Source organism: Deinococcus alpinitundrae, from assembly GCF_009982895.1.
Lineage (GTDB): Bacteria > Deinococcota > Deinococci > Deinococcales > Deinococcaceae > Deinococcus > Deinococcus alpinitundrae.
This window is the reverse complement of the sequence record NZ_WXZL01000001.1, coordinates 223,513-240,809: the sequence shown is the minus strand read 5'-3', so window position 1 is coordinate 240,809 and position 17,297 is coordinate 223,513. Positions and strand designations below refer to the sequence as shown.

Annotated in this window: 20 protein-coding genes; 15 read left to right on the top strand and 5 right to left on the bottom strand. The window is 65.1% G+C overall.

Annotated elements, in window-relative coordinates; translation table 11 throughout:
* Positions 1-64: 64 nt before the first annotated feature.
* From GUI70_RS01260 to GUI70_RS01250, 3 genes are all read right to left on the bottom strand, one after another.
* Positions 65-376 carry a DUF503 domain-containing protein gene (locus tag GUI70_RS01260; RefSeq protein ID WP_161880452.1) on the bottom strand — a complete coding sequence of 104 codons (312 nt, stop codon included), beginning with the start codon at positions 374-376 and terminating at the stop codon, positions 65-67.
* A gap of 7 nt (positions 377-383) precedes the next feature.
* Positions 384-605 carry a heavy-metal-associated domain-containing protein gene (locus tag GUI70_RS01255; RefSeq protein ID WP_161880451.1) on the bottom strand — a complete coding sequence of 74 codons (222 nt, stop codon included), beginning with the start codon at positions 603-605 and terminating at the stop codon, positions 384-386.
* Positions 606-676: 71 nt separating this feature from the next.
* Positions 677-1,192 carry a DUF1999 domain-containing protein gene (locus tag GUI70_RS01250; RefSeq protein ID WP_161880450.1) on the bottom strand — a complete coding sequence of 172 codons (516 nt, stop codon included), beginning with the start codon at positions 1,190-1,192 and terminating at the stop codon, positions 677-679.
* Between the two features lie 236 nt (positions 1,193-1,428).
* Between GUI70_RS01250 and GUI70_RS01245 the strand changes: the two genes are divergently transcribed.
* The 13 genes from GUI70_RS01245 (at position 1,429) to GUI70_RS01185 (ending at position 13,597) form a co-directional block, all read left to right on the top strand.
* Positions 1,429-1,833: a hypothetical protein gene (locus GUI70_RS01245; protein WP_161880449.1), complete on the top strand. Its 405-nt coding sequence runs from the start codon at positions 1,429-1,431 to the stop codon at positions 1,831-1,833.
* A gap of 15 nt (positions 1,834-1,848) precedes the next feature.
* Positions 1,849-2,526, top strand: a complete 678-nt coding sequence (gene pth, locus GUI70_RS01240; protein ID WP_161880448.1) for an aminoacyl-tRNA hydrolase — start codon at positions 1,849-1,851, stop codon at positions 2,524-2,526.
* Positions 2,527-2,850: 324 nt separating this feature from the next.
* A complete protein-coding gene (locus GUI70_RS01235; RefSeq protein ID WP_161880447.1) occupies positions 2,851-3,225 on the top strand; it encodes a P-II family nitrogen regulator in 375 nt (124 codons plus the stop codon).
* Between the two features lie 82 nt (positions 3,226-3,307).
* Positions 3,308-4,627 (top strand): ammonium transporter, encoded by a 1,320-nt coding sequence (locus GUI70_RS01230; protein WP_161880446.1) that lies wholly within the window; start codon positions 3,308-3,310, stop codon positions 4,625-4,627.
* Positions 4,628-4,918: 291 nt separating this feature from the next.
* On the top strand, positions 4,919-5,236 hold the full coding sequence (locus GUI70_RS01225; protein ID WP_161880445.1) for a V-type ATPase subunit subunit G family protein: 318 nt from the start codon (positions 4,919-4,921) through the stop codon (positions 5,234-5,236).
* Positions 5,233-7,278, top strand: a complete 2,046-nt coding sequence (locus tag GUI70_RS01220; RefSeq protein WP_161880444.1) for a V-type ATP synthase subunit I — start codon at positions 5,233-5,235, stop codon at positions 7,276-7,278. The genes GUI70_RS01225 and GUI70_RS01220 overlap by 4 nt, the downstream gene beginning before the upstream one ends.
* A gap of 53 nt (positions 7,279-7,331) precedes the next feature.
* Complete coding sequence (locus GUI70_RS01215) at positions 7,332-7,649, top strand: ATP synthase subunit C-like protein (protein WP_161880443.1); 318 nt, start codon at positions 7,332-7,334, stop codon at positions 7,647-7,649.
* Between the two features lie 3 nt (positions 7,650-7,652).
* Complete coding sequence (locus GUI70_RS01210; protein WP_161880442.1) at positions 7,653-8,213, top strand: V-type ATP synthase subunit E; 561 nt, start codon at positions 7,653-7,655, stop codon at positions 8,211-8,213.
* Between the two features lie 10 nt (positions 8,214-8,223).
* On the top strand, positions 8,224-9,207 hold the full coding sequence (locus GUI70_RS01205) for a V-type ATPase subunit (RefSeq protein WP_161880441.1): 984 nt from the start codon (positions 8,224-8,226) through the stop codon (positions 9,205-9,207).
* Positions 9,204-9,566 (top strand): V-type ATP synthase subunit F, encoded by a 363-nt coding sequence (locus GUI70_RS01200; protein WP_161880440.1) that lies wholly within the window; start codon positions 9,204-9,206, stop codon positions 9,564-9,566. Before GUI70_RS01205 ends, GUI70_RS01200 begins: the two co-directional genes overlap by 4 nt.
* Before the next feature lie 123 nt (positions 9,567-9,689).
* Positions 9,690-11,453 (top strand): V-type ATP synthase subunit A, encoded by a 1,764-nt coding sequence (locus GUI70_RS01195; RefSeq protein WP_161880439.1) that lies wholly within the window; start codon positions 9,690-9,692, stop codon positions 11,451-11,453.
* Complete coding sequence (locus GUI70_RS01190) at positions 11,450-12,859, top strand: V-type ATP synthase subunit B (protein WP_161880438.1); 1,410 nt, start codon at positions 11,450-11,452, stop codon at positions 12,857-12,859. The genes GUI70_RS01195 and GUI70_RS01190 overlap by 4 nt, the downstream gene beginning before the upstream one ends.
* A 75-nt stretch (positions 12,860-12,934) precedes the next feature.
* A complete protein-coding gene (locus GUI70_RS01185; RefSeq protein ID WP_161880437.1) occupies positions 12,935-13,597 on the top strand; it encodes a V-type ATP synthase subunit D in 663 nt (220 codons plus the stop codon).
* Between the two features lie 49 nt (positions 13,598-13,646).
* Here GUI70_RS01185 and GUI70_RS01180 read toward each other — a convergent pair whose 3' ends face one another.
* Together GUI70_RS01180 and GUI70_RS01175 are read right to left on the bottom strand one after the other, a co-directional pair.
* Positions 13,647-14,216, bottom strand: a complete 570-nt coding sequence (locus GUI70_RS01180) for an HD domain-containing protein (protein WP_161880436.1) — start codon at positions 14,214-14,216, stop codon at positions 13,647-13,649.
* On the bottom strand, positions 14,213-15,145 hold the full coding sequence (locus GUI70_RS01175; RefSeq protein ID WP_161880435.1) for a nucleoside hydrolase: 933 nt from the start codon (positions 15,143-15,145) through the stop codon (positions 14,213-14,215). Before GUI70_RS01175 ends, GUI70_RS01180 begins: the two co-directional genes overlap by 4 nt.
* Before the next feature lie 147 nt (positions 15,146-15,292).
* On the opposite strand from GUI70_RS01175, the gene GUI70_RS01170 reads away from it, so the two are divergent.
* A complete protein-coding gene (locus GUI70_RS01170; protein ID WP_161880434.1) occupies positions 15,293-16,342 on the top strand; it encodes a beta-ketoacyl-ACP synthase III in 1,050 nt (349 codons plus the stop codon).
* On the top strand, positions 16,339-17,244 hold the full coding sequence (gene fabD, locus GUI70_RS01165; protein WP_161880433.1) for an ACP S-malonyltransferase: 906 nt from the start codon (positions 16,339-16,341) through the stop codon (positions 17,242-17,244). Before GUI70_RS01170 ends, fabD begins: the two co-directional genes overlap by 4 nt.
* Positions 17,245-17,297 lie beyond the last annotated feature (53 nt).

Below are 17,297 nucleotides of genomic sequence, written 5' to 3'. Positions count from 1 at the left end.
TGGAGGTTCTTGACGGGTGGACTGAGGTCAGTGGCAAACTTTGCCTGACTCCGGACCGCGCCCCTCAGTCCATCACGTCTTCAATCGGTACGATGCCCCGCTCCTCACTGGTCACCCGGTATTCGCCCTGGGCAACCACGAAGTCGGCGGCGAGTTGCAACGTCTCCTCGACCCACTGGTGGTCGTTGCTGACCGTCACCACCCCGATGATTTCCCAGTCGTGGGCGTCCAGACCGTCGAGGCGGGCCACCGTCACCGGAAAGCGGGCCTTGAGCCGCTCGACGACGGGCCGCACCAGCGCGCGCTTTTCCTTGAGGTTGCTGACCCAGGGCATTTCCAGGCGCAGGGTCAGGCTGCCGATGTAGCCCAGGCTCACCGGAGCCTCAGAGCATCCCGGCCAGAAAGCCCTGCTTGCGAATGGCCCGCAGCAGATCCATCACGGTGAGGGCCGTGGGGTCGTACTGCACCGCGATCTGGGCCTGGTCCGGCTGGGCCTGGGTTACGCCGGGCATGCTGAGCAGCACCTTCGAGATGCGCTCGCCCGCTTCCTTGTCCATACCGCGCACGCCGATCAGCACGCGGGCCTTGTTGGTTGCTTGTGTCATTTCCTTTCCTCCCTGACCATTCTTTTATTGTGAAGGTTGATCAACGCGGCTGCCTACCTGTTTTTCGCCTTTCAAGTGTTCGGTACATTGGGGGCCGTCGGGGGGGGCGTCAGGCGTTCGCCGGGGGCGCTGGCGTGGCGGCTGCCCAGGTGGCGCACCGCGTAGCGGCCCAGCACATGCGCTTCCTCGGTGTGGGCGGCGGCTTCGAGTTCCGGCGTCAGCGGAAAATGCACCTCGTAGACGGCGGTGTCGTAGGCGCTCTTGACGCAGGCGTGCAGCAGCCCGCTGGCCGTTTCGGGCGGCGCGTCGTGGGCCAGCAGCACCTGCACCACCAGCACCACCGGCCTATCACCCTGCCATACCGGTTGGGCCAGCAGCAGCCCCAGAACCTTCCCATCCTCCTCGGCCACAAAACTGTGTTCGCTGCGCTCGAAGAATTTCAGCGCGGGCAGCGACGTGCGCAGCCGCCCCTCGCGCTCGCGCTCCTCAAGCGTATCGAACGTGGGGTCGAGGCGGCGCTGCACGTCCAGGTCAAGCGCCTCAAGGGCCACGAAGTCGTCGGCTGAAAAGATCCGGTAGCGCAACATGCCTTCAAGCTAGCGCCTGCCAGGCATCGAGAATGAGGCGGAGACGAACCTGAGCGGGCGGGCGTTCTCGAAGGAACCCGCAGCGCTGCGAAGCCGCTCTACACGCGTGCTGCCCACGACGACTGCCTGTTCACGACGTCGGCTACCCTCGCTATTGCTTTTCCAACTGAAGGTTAAAAGCCAAGCGGGTGCGTCCGGCTGGCCGCGCTTGGTCAGCGTGTGGCACACTGCTGGGCATGACTGCCGAACCCGTCCGTGCCCGCCTGGATGACCTGGCCGCCGCCCTGCGTCAGTTTCACTCGGCCCTGCTCGCTGTCGCCAAGAGCGAATACGAATTCATGCACGGCCCGATTGCCTCGCCGTACACCTTCTTCAATCTGGTGACCGGCGACCCGGCCTTTCAGTGGCTGCGTCCGCTCTCGGGCCTGATGTCCACGTTAGACGAGGTGATCGACCAGAAAAATGTGGTGCTGACCGAGCGGCAGTTTACCGACGCGAGCCAAGCGTACGGCCTGCTGCTGAGCAGTGCCGACACCCGTTTCGCCGAGTTTCGCAGCGGCTATCAGCGGGCCAGACATGACCCCCAGGTGCAGGCCGCCGAGGCGCAGGTGCGTCAGGTGCTGGACGGTCATGTCGCCTGAGCCGAGCCTGGGCGTATGAAGCTGATCGTGGCCCTGGGCAATCCCGGCTTGCAGTACGCCCAGACCCGCCACAACATCGGCTGGCGGGTGGCCGACGAACTCGTGCGTCAACAGGGCGTGGGCTGGCGCTCCGGTGACCACGCCGAGCAGGCCGAGTTCCGGGTCGTCGGCGAGAAGGTCATTGTCGTCAAGCCGCAGACCTTCATGAACGCGTCCGGCAAGGCCGTATTGCCGCCGATGCAGTTCTATAAACTCAGCCCCGACGCCCTACTGGTCATGCAGGACGACCTCGACAGTCCCTTCGGGCTGCTGCGGCTGCGCGTCGGCGGGCGGCACGGCGGTCAGAACGGGGTGCGCGACATCATCCGGGTGCTGGGCACCGAGCAGTTTGCCCGCCTCAAACTGGGCATCTCGCGTCCGCCTGCAGGCCGCGACCCCGCCGACTGGGTGCTGAGCAAGTGGACGGAGGCTGAGCAGCCCACCCTGGACGAACTGGTGAGGCTCGGCGTGCTGGCGGCCCTCAAGTGGATCACGGCGGGTCCCAAAGAAACCCAGGCCGCCTACAACAGCACCGATCTGCGGCCCAAACCGCCCACTCCCGAGGTACCTGCTCCCCAGTCGCCCGCTCCCGAGTCGTCGGGTTCTGGTCCGAACCGTGCCGCAGCCGTGTCAGAGCTGGAGTCATTGGACTGAGCTGTACCACAAACGATCCTTCGAAGCCGGTCGGCGCCCAGCGCCGACCGGCTTCGACATGTTGCCACGGGAAAACGGCCAGCGCCCCGCAAGAGTCACTTTCAGGGCGTGATCAAAAAAGTAGACACTCTGCAATTCTGACTCCATAAAATGCTATTTAGCTATCTAAGTAATACAGATTGTTCGTAGCTATCTGGACATCTGGCCATTTTGGCGTTGACAGTCTGCACATCTGCCCTTAACCTGCTTTTAAGTTGGGTTGCCAAACCGGTCCCCACCCCCTCGTTTCCCGGTGCACCAGGCCAACAGACTTGAAGGAGCGGCATGAAACTGATTACCGCAGTGATACGGCCCGAACGGGTGCAGCAGGTCAAGGAAGCGCTGTTTCAGGCGGGCATCAGCGGCCTGACGCTCAGCCGGGTCAGCGGGCACGGCGGCGAGCAGGAGATCATCGAGCACTACCGGGGCACCCGCGTGATGGTGGAGTTCAGAGACAAGGTGGAGGTCAAAATGGCCGTCAGCGAGCCGTTCGTGGACGCCGCCATCGAGGCCATCTGCAAAAGCGCGCGCACCGGTGAGGTCGGTGACGGCAAGATTTTCGTGCAGCCGCTCGAACGGGTGATTCGTATCCGCACCGGCGAGGAAGACAACAGCGCCCTGACCCCCATCAACGAAAAGAAGCTCGCGCCGGTCTCGTGACGCCGCTCTCTTCTGTTTCCTCTGTCCTTCTTCGCCGCACCGCCGCTTCCCGGCCTACGGGCCACCCTTTGAAAGGAGAATCATGCTGCTGACTCCACCTCTGCTCAGGCGCTCGCTGCCGCTGCTGACCTTGCTCGGCGCGGGCGCGGCGCTGGCCCAGGCCGCCAAGGCCCCCGCCTTCAACACCGGTGATACCGCCTGGATGATCGTGGCCGCCGCATTGGTGCTGTTCATGACGCCGGGCCTGGCCTTCTTCTACGGCGGCCTGACGCGCTCGCAGAGTGTCCTCAACACCATGATGATGAGCTTCGTGTCGATCGGCATCGTGCTGGTGCTGTGGATGCTGGGCGGCTACAGCATCGCCTTCGCACCGGGCAACGCCTTCTTCGGCAACTTGAGTGCGGCAGGCTTCAATGGTCTGGACAATGCGGTCAACGGCACCATCCCCTCCTACGTCTTCGCGGCGTTTCAGGCCATGTTCGCCGTCATTGCCCTGGCGCTGATCTCCGGCGCGGTGGTCGAGCGCATGCGCTTTGGGGCCTTCTTGCTGTTCGGCGGGCTGTGGAGCCTGCTGATCTATTCGCCGCTGGCCCATATGGTCTGGGGCGGCGGCTGGCTGGGCGTGCGCGGGGCGCTGGATTTCGCAGGCGGCACCGTCATTCACATCGCAGCGGGGGTCAGCGCCCTGGTCGCCGCCTTCGTGCTGGGGCCGCGTATCGGGCATGGCCGCACCGCCCACGTGCCGCACAACGTGCCGTTCGTGCTGCTGGGCGCGGCGATCCTGTGGTTCGGCTGGATCGGCTTCAACGCGGGCAGCGCCCTGGGCGCCAACCAGTCGGCGGCCCTGGCCTTCATGACTACCTGCGTCGCCACCGCCGCTGCCATGCTCACCTGGCTGGTCTGGGAAAGCGTGCGCGGCGGCAAGCCCACTGCCGTCGGCGCGGCCACCGGCCTGGTTGTCGGTTTGGTTGCCATCACCCCGGCCTGCGGCTTCGTCTCGCCCTGGGCCTCGCTGGTCGTCGGCATCGCCGGAGCCACCGCCAGCTTCTGGGTCGTGCAGTTCAAGCAGTCGCTGCGGGCTGACGACGCCCTTGATGTGTTCGCCTGCCACGGCGTGGCGGGCATCGTGGGAGCTTTGCTGACTGGCGCACTGGCCTGGACCACCGGGCAGGGCAAGCCCGTGGGCGAGCAGCTGCTGATTCAGACCGAGGCGGTGCTGTTTACGGTGGTCTTCTGCGGCGTCGGCAGCTTCATCCTGCTGAAATTGGTGGGGCTGGTTACGGCGCTGCGTGTCACGCCGGGCCAGGAGATCAGCGGCATCGACATCTCCTCGCATAGCGAGCAGGGCTACGCCGAGTCCGAGTCGGGCCTCAGCGCCCCGGTGATGATCGGCGGCGACTGAAGTTCCTGCCAGTTTCTCCTCCGTAATCCAATTCCTGACCTCCGGTCCCGGCGCAGCTTGCCGGGGCCTTCATGTGGCTGTTATCTTTTTGGACTGAGGCCAACGACACCCCCGCTCCCAAACCGGGATTGATGTCCTTAAAAGTGGCTGGGGACGCTGTGATAAGATTTTCGCTGAGCTTGACAGTTCAAGGAAGTCGGGCCAGATCAATGCATGTCTGACCTCACCGCAGCCACTCCAGGGGGCGGGGGGTCATGTGCCACGAACCGCACCACAAGAAGGAGGGAAGATTTGGACGCCTCAAGTCGGGTTTTAAGTGAACTTGCCAGTCGTGAGCAGGCGCTCGATGCACAAATCGAGTCGGCCCGCCAGGACGCCGCGCGTGAGATTGAGGCCGCCGAAGCTCAAGCCGCGCGCATTTTGCGGGAAGCCGGGGAGCAGATCAAAGCGCTCACCGCCCAGCGCGAGCAGGAGATGGAGGCCGAGTCGCAGCGCATTCATGCCGAGGCCCAGGCCCAGGCCAAGGAGGAGGTGCTGACGATCCACACCTGCTCGAACGCCAAGATGGGGCAGGCGGTGGAAACCATCTTGCGGGCGGTGCTGCCGTGATCAACACCATGCAGCAGATCGTCATCGCGACCCGCAAACGCGGCAGCCGTGACGTGATCGAGGCGCTTCAGGACGTGGGCGTGCTGCACCTGGTGCCGGTGCAGGGCAGCGGTGTGCTGAGCGCTGGCCCGCTGACCGGCGAGGATGCCGAGTTCCGGCGTGAGAGCGAGCGGCTGCTGGCCCGCGCCGAAACCACCCTCACCGAACTCGGCGCGGTGCGGCGCGTGCCAGGCAGCGCCCCGGCTGAGACGCAGTGGCCCGCCCTGCTCGAAGAGGTCGCTGGTCCCGCCGCCGAGCTGTCGCGGCGTCGGCAGGCGCTCGACGGCGATCTGGATGTGGCGCGCACCTATGGCCCCGCCGTCAAGGCGCTCAGCGAACTGTCCGGCGGCTTAGATCGCAGCCGCCGGGTCAGCCTGGTGCCGTTCCTTTACCAGAAGCCAGAGGACCTCGGCGCACTTCAGGCCGCCTTGCAGGGCAGCCTCGACGGGCGTTTCGAGGTGGCAACCCGCCCGCTTTCAGCCAGCGGCTTCGTGGGTGCGGTGGCGACCCTCGGCATCGACCGTGACGCGGCCCGCGCCGCTCTCGGCAAGGCCCGGCTGGGCGAGCTAAGATTGCCGGGCCGCTTCGACGGCCAGCCGATCAGCGACGTCGATGCCGAGCTGAGCCGCATTCAGCGCGAGGGCGCGTCCCAGCGTGACGCCCTGGAGCGCGAGCGGGTCAGCCTGGCTGAGCGCTTCGGCCCCACACTGTTCGCCGTGCGCGACGCCCTGAGCGATCAGGTCGCCATTCACGACGTGCAGGGCATGAGCGCGCGCGGCAAGTACAGCCTGGTGATGCAGGGCTTCGTGCCCGATGACCGGATTTATGGCCTCAAGTCGGCGCTCGACCGTTTCGGCGACGCCGTGAGTTACGAGTTGCACCCGCTCGACTCGCACCACACCGCCAGCGTTCCGGTCGAACTCAAGAACACACCCTACAGCAAGAATTTTGAGCTGATTCTGGGGATGTTGCCGCTGCCGCGCTACGGCAACTTCGATCCCACTGGTATCATCTCGTTTTTCTTCCCGCTGTTTTTCGGCTTCATCATTGCCGACATCGGCTACGGGTTGCTGTTCTTTATTGTCGGCACCTGGTTTGCGACCAAGGCCAAGCGGGGCGAGGGCGTCAATCTCGCCGCCATGAACTCGTACCTCTCGCCCGACGTGATGGGCAAGCTCGGCGTGATTATTCGCACCATGAGCACCTGGGCCATTTTCTGGGGATTCCTCACCGGCGAGTTCTTCGGCAATCTGGCCGAGCACCTCCACATCTTCTATGTCAACCATGCCTGGATTCAGAGCATCTGGGGCATTACTGTGCCCGGCGAACAGGAAAGCGGTCTCTTGCCAATTGTCTTCCCGCGTCTGGCTTCTTATTTCACCAACACCGCGCTCATCAGCACCTTGCTGATCGGCATGGCCATGGTGCTGTGGGCCTGGCTGATCCGGGTGCAACTCGCCAGCCGTCACGGCGACAAGAACCACCTCTGGGAAGCCATCGGCATGCTCGGCGGTCTCGTCGGGCTGATCAGCCTGGGCTTTCTGTCCAAGGGCGGCAACCAACTGGTCAACGCCGCCATCTACAAGGACTTCAGCAGTCCGTTGCTGATCGTCATGTACATCGGCTTCGCGGTGTTCCTGCTGGGCATGATCATGTCGCGCGTCTTCCTGATGATCATCGAGATTCTCTCGCAGGGCGGCAACATCATCAGCTTCGCCCGTCTGTTCGCCGTCGGCGTGGCCGGAGCCATTCTCGCCAACCTCGCCACCGATCTGGGCTGGGGCCTGTACGAGAAGATCGGTATCCTCGGCATCATCGTCGGGGTGGTGCTGGCCTTGCTGGTTCACGCCTTCGCGCTGGCGATCACCATCATCGGTCACGTCTTGCAGCCGATCCGTTTGCACTTCGTCGAATTCCTGACGCCCACCGGCTACCACAACGAGTCCGGCGTGCCGTACAACCCGCTGCGCCGCCTTTCGCCGGCCAGCCTCAGCAAGAAATGACCTTCGATCTTTCCGCCCCGTTCCAGATGACCCCCACTCAAAGGAGTAACCGCATGACCAAGACCAACAAGATCGCCCTCGCTGCCCTCGTCTTCGCCCTCGCCAGCACCGGCTTTGCTCAGGAAGCTGCGGCCCCGGCGACCACCGCTGCCAACGCCAACGGCGGTTTGATTGCCGTCGGCGCAGGCCTGGCCCTGGGCCTGGGAGCCATCGGTACCGGCCTCGCGCAGGGCCGGATCGGTGCTGCCGCTGCGGGTGTGACCGCCGAGAACCCGGGCCGACTGGGCCTGATGCTCCTGTGGTTCGCTATCCCCGAAACCCTGGTGATCTTTGGTCTGGTGGGTTTCTTCATCCTCTCAGGCAAGATCTAAGCGATGGCGCTCGATAAACTGCTCGAAAACGAGGCGCAGTCGGAGATCGAGCGCATCCGCGCTGAGGCGCGTGACCGCGCTGGAGCCATCGTCCGGGGCGCGCAAGAACAGGCCCAGACCCTGATCGAGAGCCGCACCCGGGCGCTGGAAACCCAGATGCAGGCGTCTTTGACCCGCGCGCGCTCCTCGGCGGATCTGGAGCGCAGCGCCTCGCGGCTCAACGCGGGCGAGAGCGGCATGAGCCGGGCCTTTCAGACGGCCCAGCACGAACTGCTGGCCGTGACCCGCGCGCCCGAGTACAGGGACATTCTCTCGCGGCTGATCGCTGAGGCCCGTGCTGTGGTGCCCAACGCCGAGGCAATTGAGGTTCACCCGAACGAAGCCCACGTGGCCCGCGAACTCGTCACCGATCTGGAAATCCGCGAGAACTACGCGGTGCAGGGCGGCGTGCGGGTGGTCGCCAACGGCGGCAAGAGCGGTGTCACCAATACCCTGCAAGGCCGTCTGGAGAGACTGCGCGACTCGCTGGCCCCGCAGGTCAGCCGCCTGCTCTCGGAGAGCTGAGGAGGGCGCTATGGCCGACGATTACGGCTACATCAATGCCCGCATTAAAATGATGCGGACCCAGCTGCTGGGTGAGCGGGCGCTCGACGCCGCGCTCGGCGCGCAGAGCTACCCCGAATTCCTGCGGCTGTTGAGCGAGTCCGAGCTGTCGGGCGACCTCGCGGCGGCAACGGCTCAGGGCGCGGGTCTGCCGGAACTCGACCAGGGATTGTCCAAGAACTTCTTCGAAAATGTGGAGAAAGTTTACCGGCTGGCCGACGGCGACGCCAAAACCGAGATCGGCGTGCTGCTGCAAAAGTGGGACCTGGTCAACCTCAAGTCGATTGCCCGTGGCCTGACCAGCGGGCGCAGCGGCGAGCAGCTCTCGGCCAGCCTGATTCCCGGCGGCACCATTCCGATGACCACCTTGCAGACCGCCTTGCAGGGCGGCGACCTCTCGGCGGCGGCCACTGCGCTGACCCTCACCGGTCATCCGCTGGCTCCGGCCTTCCGCGAGGGTGTTTCGGCCTACAGCGCCAGTAACAAGCTGCTCGATCTGGAAGTCGCGCTCGATCAGGCGTATTACCGCTACGCGCTGCGGGTCTCGCGAAACACCTCACTACGTCGGTATTTGTCGCAGGAAGTGGACGTCACCAATGCGCTGACCTCGCGCTCGCTGCGGGGTTCAGGAGCCAACCCGGCCCTGTTCGTGGAAGGCGGGCGCAACATCGACGCGGGAACCTTTGCTCGCCTCACCGAGGGTGACCCCAGCGGTGCGGGTGAGATGGCCCCGATTCTGGAAGCAGCGGGGCCTGCCGAGGCCGAACGCGCCGCGCGCGACGTGCTCGACAACGCGGCCCGCAACGCCGCGGCGGGCGATCCGCTGGGCGTGGGCGTGGCCATTGATTACCTGCGCCGCAAGGAACAGGAAATCGCCAAGCTCCGTCTCATCGGGCGCGGCAAGTTCTACAACGTGCCCAGCGAGCAGATTCGTCAGGAGGTGGCGCAAGCATGACCCAGGCGACTGCAAAAGCAACCACCGGGACCAGCCAGAGAATCGTGGTGCTGGCCGACAACGAGACCGCCACCGGCTACCGTCTGGCTGGGGCACAGGTCGTGGAGGCCACCCCGGCTGACGCCCAGGCCAAGCTCGAAGATCTGATCGTCAGCGGCCGCTACGGTCTGGTGGCGGTGGACACCGGCCTGATTGCCGACCCGGCCACCAGCACCGCCCGGATCATGCGCGGGCGCGATCTGCCGATCATCTTGCCGATTCCCAGTCTCAGCGACGCCTTTTCCACCGAACAGGTGGACGCCAAGGCCTACATGGGCAAACTGGTGCGCGAAACCATCGGCTTTGACATCAAGCTGTAAACAGACAGCCATAAACAGGGCCAAGGGTCGGAAGGTCTGCGGTGTTCGGTTACTGAAGTCCTTCCGATCTTCCCGTAGACTTTCAGACCCTTTGACCTCTAGACCTCTTTTTAAGGAGTAACCATGACGCAACACAAGCAAGGCGTCATCGAGCGCATCGCCGGACCGGCCGTGATTGGCCGGAACATGTACGGCGCGAAGATGTTTGACATCGTTCGCGTCGGCGACGAGCGCTTGGTGGGCGAGATCATCCGGCTGGACGGCGACACCGCCTTCGTGCAGGTCTACGAGGACACCTCGGGCCTGACCGTCGGCGAGCCGATTGTTTCGACCGGCTTGCCGCTCTCCGTCGAACTCGGGCCGGGGATGCTCAACGGCATCTACGACGGCATTCAGCGCCCGCTCGACAAGATCCGTGAGCAGTCCGGCGACTTCATCGCGCGCGGCATCGAGGTCAGCTCACTCGACCGCACCAAGAAGTGGGCCTTCACGCCCAGCGTGCAGGTGGGTGACGAGGTCGGCGGCAGCGCCATCCTCGGCACGGTGCCGGAGTTCTCCTTTACCCACAAGATCCTGACGCCGCCCGACAAGAAGGGCCGCATCAGGAGCATCGTGGCGGCGGGCGACTACACCATCGACGACACCATTGCCGAACTCGAAGACGGCACCGCGCTGCGACTGGCCCACTACTGGCCGGTGCGGGCGGCGCGTCCGGTGGCCCTCAAGAAAGACCCCAGCCTGCCGTTTTTGACCGGCATGCGGATTCTGGACGTGCTGTTTCCGCTGGTGATGGGCGGCGCGGCGGCGATTCCCGGTCCCTTCGGCTCAGGCAAGACCGTGACCCAGCAGTCGGTCGCCAAGTACGGCAACGCCGACATCGTGGTGTACGTGGGCTGCGGTGAGCGCGGCAACGAGATGACCGACGTGCTGGTCGAGTTCCCCGAACTCGAAGACCCCAAGACCGGCGGGCCTTTGATGCACCGCACCATCCTGATCGCCAACACCTCCAACATGCCGGTGGCGGCGCGTGAGGCCTCGGTCTACACCGGCATCACCCTGGCCGAGTACTTCCGTGATCAGGGTTACTCGGTGTCACTGATGGCCGACAGCACCTCCCGCTGGGCCGAGGCGCTGCGCGAGATCAGCTCGCGCCTGGAAGAAATGCCCGCCGAAGAAGGCTACCCGCCGTACCTCTCGGCGCGTCTGGCTGCCTTCTACGAACGGGCCGGCGCGGTGCGCACCCTGGCGGGCGAGGACGGCGCGGTCAGCGTGATCGGTGCGGTTTCGCCGGCGGGCGGCGACATGTCCGAACCCGTGACCCAGGCCACCTTGCGCATCACCGGCGCGTTCTGGCGACTCGACGCGGGCCTGGCCCGCCGCCGCCACTTCCCGGCCATCAACTGGAACGGCAGCTACAGCCTGTTCACCCCGATTCTCGACAGCTGGTACCGCGCGAACGTGGCCGAGGATTTCCCCGAACTGCGTCAGCGCATTCAGAACATCCTCCAGCAGGAAGCCAGCCTTCAGGAAGTCGTGCAGCTCGTCGGCCCCGACGCCCTGCAAGACAGCGAGCGTCTGGTCATCGAGGCGGGCCGCATGCTCCGGCAGGACTTCCTCCAGCAGAACGGCTTCGACCCGGTGGACGCCTCGGCTTCCATGCCCAAGAACTATGGCCTGATGAAGACCATGCTCAAGTTCTACGACGAGGCCGACGCCAGCCTGAAAAACGGTGCCACCATCGACGAGATCATTCAGAATCCGGTGATCGAGAAGCTCAGCCGCGCCCGCTACGTCGCCGAGGCCGACTTCATGGCCTACGCCGAGGGACTGATGGATGAGCTGGACATCACTTTCAAAGCCAAACCGGCCCAAGGAGTCAACGCGTGACCCTGCTCCAGAAGGAATACAACGACGTCGCCTATATCTCCGGGCCACTTCTGTTCGTCAACGCGGCGTCCGACCTGGCCTACAACGCCATCGTCAACATCAAGGACGGCAACGGGCGTATTCGCGGCGGACAGGTCATCGAAGTGTCCGACGAGCACGCCGTCATCCAGATTTTCGAGGACACGCGCGGCTTGGATTTGGCCACCGCCTCGGTGAGTTTAGTCGAAGACGTGGCCCGTCTGGGCGTCTCCAAAGACATGATCGGACGCCGCTTCGACGGCCTGGGCCGCCCCATCGACGGCCTGCCCAACGTGATCGCCGACGAGCGCCGCAGCATCAACGGTCAGGCCATGAACCCAGCCTCGCGCGCCAAGCCCGAGGAGTTCATCCAAACCGGCATCAGCACCATCGACATCAACACCTCGCTCATTCGCGGCCAGAAGCTGCCGATCTTCAGCGGAAGCGGCTTGCCGCACAACGAGCTGGCCGCCCAGATCGCCCGTCAGGCCAAGGTGCCCGGTTCGGAAGAGCCGTTCGCGGTGGTCTTCGCGGCCATGGGCCTGACCCAGCGCGAGGTCAGCTTCTTCACCCAGGAATTCGAGCGCACCGGGGCACTCGCCCGCGCCGTGCTGTTTCTCAACAAGGCCGACGACCCCACCGTCGAGCGCATTCTGACCCCGCGCATGGCCCTGACCACCGCCGAGTACCTGGCTTTCGAGCACGGCTACCACGTGCTGGTGATCCTGACCGACTTGACCAATTACTGCGAAGCTTTGCGCGAGATCGGCGGCGCACGCGAGGAAATTCCCGGACGGCGCGGCTTCCCCGGCTACATGTACACCGATCTGGCCTCGCTGTACGAGCGCGCGGGCGTCATTCAGGGCAAGCCCGGCTCGGTGACCCAGTTGCCGATCCTTTCGATGCCCGATGACGACATCACCCACCCGATTCCTGACCTGACCGGCTACATCACCGAAGGGCAGATCGTGGTGGACCGCACGCTCAACAGCAAGGGCATCTTCCCGCCGATCAATCCGCTGCCCAGCCTGTCGCGCTTGATGGGCAACGGCATCGGCAAGGGCAAGACGCGTGCCGACCACAAGAACGTTTCCGATCAGCTGTTTGCCGCCTACGCCAACGGCCTTGATCTGCGCAAGCTCGTTGCTATCACCGGTGAGGACGCGCTGACCGAGAACGACAAGCTGTTTTTGCGCTTTGCCGAGGATTTCGAGAACTACTTCATCGGCCAGGGTGGACAGGACCGCAGCATCGAGGACTCGATGACGGTGGCCTGGGGCATTCTGAGCAAGTTGCCGCAGTCGCAGCTGACGCGGATCGGCAAGGATTCCATCGACAAGTACTACGGCACCAAGGTCGACGAGATGTGGAAGGGCAACCGGATGTAAAGCGCTCGGCTGGGGGATGCAGGGCTACGCTCTGCCTGAATTCCCCAGCCCACACCCCGAAGAGGAGGTGAATGTATGGCAGATATCAGTCCTACCCGTAGCGCCCTGCTGGCCGCCAAAGCCAGCTTGAAAACCGCCACCAGCGGTGCAGATTTGCTCAAGCGCAAGCGCGACGCCCTGATCGGCGAATTCTTCGCGCTGGTCAAGGACGCGCTGGCCGCCCGCGAGGAATTGTCGGGCGTTAGCAAGGGCGCGTATGTCTCGCTGTTCTCGGCCAAAGCCTGGGACAGCCCCGAGGCCGTCGAGAGCCTGAGCTTGGCGCAGGGCAGCGAGTACAGCGTCAATATGGAAATCGAGAGCATCTACGGCGTGAAAGTGCCGAAAATGCAGATTCCTGAGCGCAGCACCGCCGCCGCCTTCAGCCCCATCAACGTCGGCTCGCGCACCATCCAGGCCGCCACCGACTTTCAGACAGTGATGGGCGCGCTGGTGAAGGTAGCTGCCACCGAGACCAAGCTGCGGCGCATCGGCGAGGAGATCAAGAAGACCTCGCGCCGTGTCAACGCGCTGGAACAGGTGGTCATTCCCGGCGTGCTGAACGACATCCGCTTCATTCGCGGCGTGCTCGATCAGCGCGAACGCGAGGAGAGCTTCCGCTTGAAGAAGATCAAGGCCAAGCTGGAGCGTGAGGCCGCCGCCGATAAGAAAGCGGCCAAGGAAGCGCAGGCCGCCGACTGAGCGTTGCTTTATAACGAAACCGCCGTTTCCTGATGGGGACGGCGGCTTTTCATTCCTCCGGCGAGTCGGCCAACTTGAGGGCGGCGGCTCGCAGGTGTGTCTGTGCTGCCGCTTCCAGCCCAGTGAATTCTGGGGTGCTGTAGATCCGCTCGCGGCCCAGAAAGTGCTGCAAGACGGCTTGCCGCCCGCTGCGGTAAGCGGGCCAGGGTACGAACGCATATTCCTGCCGGATGGCCCGCTCATATTCCCAGAACTCGGCCTCAGAAGCGCCGAACACCGCCAGGTCGGCGTCCACGAGGAGGGTGGCAGCGGCTGAGCCTGGGGGTTGGTCGTGTTTGGTCGCCAGAATCAGCGCCTCGACTTCCCGCTGAAGTTCCTCCGTTGTGTCCTGTTCCGCCAACCACTTCCCGAACGCCTGTGCGCTGCGGGCCTCGTTGTCATTCCGGGCCGGATCGTAAATCAGATCATGCCCCCAGACGGCCAGTTCCAGTGCTGGCGTCAGGGCGCGGCGCTCCTCGAGGGCGCTCAGCATGGCTTCCACGTGCCGAAGGGTGTGGTAGGCGCGGTGAGGCTCGGCGTAGAACGGCGTGCAGAAGGCCCGCAGCGCCGCTACGTTCACGGGAGCTGTTCCAGCGCCTGGGCGATCAAGGCATAAATTCCGTTCTCGTCGGCCTGCGTCACCAGTTGTACGTTCGGCTCGCCGTCTGCCCGTACCGTTTCGCCAAGCCCTTCGCCGCTGTCGGTCAGGATTGCCACGCGGGCCGCCTCCCACCCGAACAGCTCAGGAGCGAGCATCAGCGCCGCCGTGCAGGGGTCATGCAGTGCACCGACGCTCTGGCCCAGCTTGCCGATGCGGTCGAGGTAATCGTCGAGCAGCGCGGCGCAGGTCTGGGCAGCGGCGGTGCCGACCGTGGCGAGTTGACGCGCCCGTGCCCGCGTGACCTGCACCTGCCGGGTCAGGTTCAGCCCGAGCAGCCAGAGGTTCGCCCCGGCCTTCAGGACCACGTCGAAGGCGTGGGGATCGGCGTAGGCGTTGAACTCGGCGCGGGGAGTGGTATTGCCGAGTTTGGGTGCGCCGCTCTCCAAGCTGCCGCCCATCACGATGATCTGCCGGGCTTCCTTCAGCACGCCGGGTCTGAGCCGCTCGGCCAGCGCCAGATTGGTCAGCGGTCCGGTGGCCAGCAGGGTCAGCTCGCCGGGCTGGGCGCACAGCTGCCGGACCAGGGCCAGGGCAGCATGCTCGGCTTTGACGGGCCTGGCCGGCTCGGGTAGCGGCACGCCTCCCAGCCCGCCGACGCCGTGGATCTGCGGCGCGTACACCGGCTCGCGCACCAGCGGACCGAGCGCTCCGGCGTAGACCGGCACCTCGTCCCGGCCTGCCAGCGTCAGCAGGGCGCGGGCATTGTGGGTGGTGGCGCTCAGCGGCGCGTTGCCGTGCGTCGTGGAGACGCCCAGCAGCTGCACGTCACGGCGGCCCAGCAGGGCCAGCAGGGTGATGGCGTCGTCGCTGCCGGGGTCGCAATCGTGGAGCGTCGGGAAGGAAGTCATGGAGCTTATTATCGGCGGTTGATGACTGTTGTGGCGACTCGGGGATTGGCTTGTGGCTGCCGCACCGTCCACGCCCTGTTTTCACGACTCTGCAATTCATTGAACAGCTGTTCAAAGAATGCTAGGGTAGTTGGCGGAGGATCTACCATGTCGCAGCCTGCTGCTCCAAGATCAATGCCGTCCATCGGCATCACCGCCGTGGGAGCCTACGCCCCCGACAAGATCGTGACTAACGATGATTTCGCCGCCCGGCTGGAGACCAACGACGAGTGGATCGTCTCGCACACCGGCATCCGCGAACGGCGCTTTGTCAGTGAGGGCGAGTACAGCTCGGTGCTGGGCGTGCGGGCCGTGCAAAATCTGCTGGAGCGATTCCCCGACGCGCTCGCGGGGGTGGACGCGGTGGTGTGCGCCACGGCCACCCCCGACGCGCTGTTTCCCTCGACGGCGGCGCTGATCGCCGGGCAGCTCGGATTGCGCGGCGCGGCGGCCTTCGACGTGTCGGCGGCGTGCAGCGGCTTCGTCTACGGCTGCTCAGTGGCGCACGGCCTGATCCTGGCGGGCGCAGCCAGCAAGGTGCTGATGGTCGGCTCCGACACCCTTAGCCGGGTCGTGGATCAGGATGACCGGGGCACCGCCATTCTGTTCGGCGACGGCGCGGGCGCGGTGGTCATCGGCGAGGTGCCGCCGGGTTACGGCTTCGAGTCGTTCGTGCTAGGAGCCGACAGCTCGGGTGCTGACAGCCTTTATATTCGCTGCATGGCGACCGAGCTGCCCAGCGGTCTGAAGATGGGTGAATTCACCGGCATGAATGGCCGCGAGGTGTTCAAGTTCGCGGTGCGCGTGATGGTGGACAGCAGCAAGGCGGCCATGCACAAGGCCGGACTGAGTGCCAGCGACGTGGACTGGCTGATTCCCCACCAGGCCAACATCCGCATCATCCAACCGGCCTGTGATCGCCTGGGCATTCCACTCAGCAAAACGGTGGTCAATCTGGAGCGCTACGGCAACACCTCCGCCGGGTCGGTGCCGCTGGCCCTGGCTGAGGCCGTTCAGGACAGGCGCATCAAAGACGGCCAGCAGGTGCTGATGGTGGCTTTCGGCGGCGGCCTGAGCTGGGGCGCGGGGACGTTCAGGTGGTATGACAGCACCAAGCATCAGGCAGCCAGAGCAGTGCCCGCCGAGGTGACGACATGAAGATCGCGGCCCTCTTCCCGGGTCAGGGATCGCACGCTGTCGGCATGAGCGCCGACTTGCTGACTGACTTTCCCACTGCCCGCGACGTCTTCGGGGCAGCCGAGACGACGCTGCCGGGCCTGTCTGCCCTGATTGAGGCGGGGCCGCTCGATGCCCTGACCTTGACGGCCAACCAGCAGCCCGCCCTGGTGACGGCCAGCCTCGCCGCTTACCGGGCCTGGCAAGCGCACACGGGCCTTACGCCCTTCGCGGCGGCGGGGCACAGCCTGGGCGAGTACAGCGCCCACGTTGCCGCCGGGACCCTGAGTCTGGAAGCGGCCCTGCGGCTGACCCGCAGGCGCGGCGAGCTGATGCAGGAAGCCGTGCCGGTTGGCGTCGGTGCGATGGCCGCCATCATGGGCGACCCGGGGGCGGTGGAGGAAGTCTGCGCAGGGCTGGAAGGCGTGCAACCCGCCAATTACAACGCGCCCACCCAGACCGTCATTTCCGGCGAGAAGGCGGCGGTGGATGAGGCGGCGGCCCAGCTCAAGGCACGCGGTCTCAAGGCCATTCTGCTCAAGGTCAGCGCCCCTTTTCATTGCGCGCTGATGCAGCCCGCCGCCGAGGCGCTGGCCCCCGACCTGCGGGCCGCTCAACTCGGCCAGATGGCCTTTCCGGTGGTGGCCAACGTGAATGCCGAGGCTGTCAGCGATTCTTCAATCGTGCCGGAGCTCCTCATCGACCAGATCACCGGCAGCGTGCATTGGGTGCAGAGTATTCGCCAGCTTGCCGAGCTGGGCGCGGACGTGTTCGTGGAGTTCGGCCCAGGCACGGTCCTGACCGGCTTGGTCAAACGGATTTTGCCCGAAGCTCGGGTGATGAATTTGGGCACGCTGGCGCAGGTGCAGGCATTCGAGCTGTGAGCGCTGTGCTTGAGCTTGTGGCGTGGCCAGTCATCAGAGACAATGCATCCACC

Coding starts and splice junctions, on each gene's coding strand:
- fabD (WP_161880433.1), top strand. CDS start 16,339: ATGAAGATCGCGGCCCTCTTCCCGGGTCAGGGATCGCACGCTGTCGGC.
- GUI70_RS01205 (WP_161880441.1), top strand. CDS start 8,224: ATGGCCGACGATTACGGCTACATCAATGCCCGCATTAAAATGATGCGG.
- GUI70_RS01200 (WP_161880440.1), top strand. CDS start 9,204: ATGACCCAGGCGACTGCAAAAGCAACCACCGGGACCAGCCAGAGAATC.
- GUI70_RS01230 (WP_161880446.1), top strand. CDS start 3,308: ATGCTGCTGACTCCACCTCTGCTCAGGCGCTCGCTGCCGCTGCTGACC.
- GUI70_RS01235 (WP_161880447.1), top strand. CDS start 2,851: ATGAAACTGATTACCGCAGTGATACGGCCCGAACGGGTGCAGCAGGTC.
- GUI70_RS01195 (WP_161880439.1), top strand. CDS start 9,690: ATGACGCAACACAAGCAAGGCGTCATCGAGCGCATCGCCGGACCGGCC.
- GUI70_RS01245 (WP_161880449.1), top strand. CDS start 1,429: ATGACTGCCGAACCCGTCCGTGCCCGCCTGGATGACCTGGCCGCCGCC.
- GUI70_RS01250 (WP_161880450.1), bottom strand. CDS start 1,192: ATGTTGCGCTACCGGATCTTTTCAGCCGACGACTTCGTGGCCCTTGAG.
- GUI70_RS01170 (WP_161880434.1), top strand. CDS start 15,293: ATGTCGCAGCCTGCTGCTCCAAGATCAATGCCGTCCATCGGCATCACC.
- GUI70_RS01210 (WP_161880442.1), top strand. CDS start 7,653: ATGGCGCTCGATAAACTGCTCGAAAACGAGGCGCAGTCGGAGATCGAG.
- GUI70_RS01185 (WP_161880437.1), top strand. CDS start 12,935: ATGGCAGATATCAGTCCTACCCGTAGCGCCCTGCTGGCCGCCAAAGCC.
- GUI70_RS01175 (WP_161880435.1), bottom strand. CDS start 15,145: ATGACTTCCTTCCCGACGCTCCACGATTGCGACCCCGGCAGCGACGAC.
- pth (WP_161880448.1), top strand. CDS start 1,849: ATGAAGCTGATCGTGGCCCTGGGCAATCCCGGCTTGCAGTACGCCCAG.
- GUI70_RS01215 (WP_161880443.1), top strand. CDS start 7,332: ATGACCAAGACCAACAAGATCGCCCTCGCTGCCCTCGTCTTCGCCCTC.
- GUI70_RS01255 (WP_161880451.1), bottom strand. CDS start 605: ATGACACAAGCAACCAACAAGGCCCGCGTGCTGATCGGCGTGCGCGGT.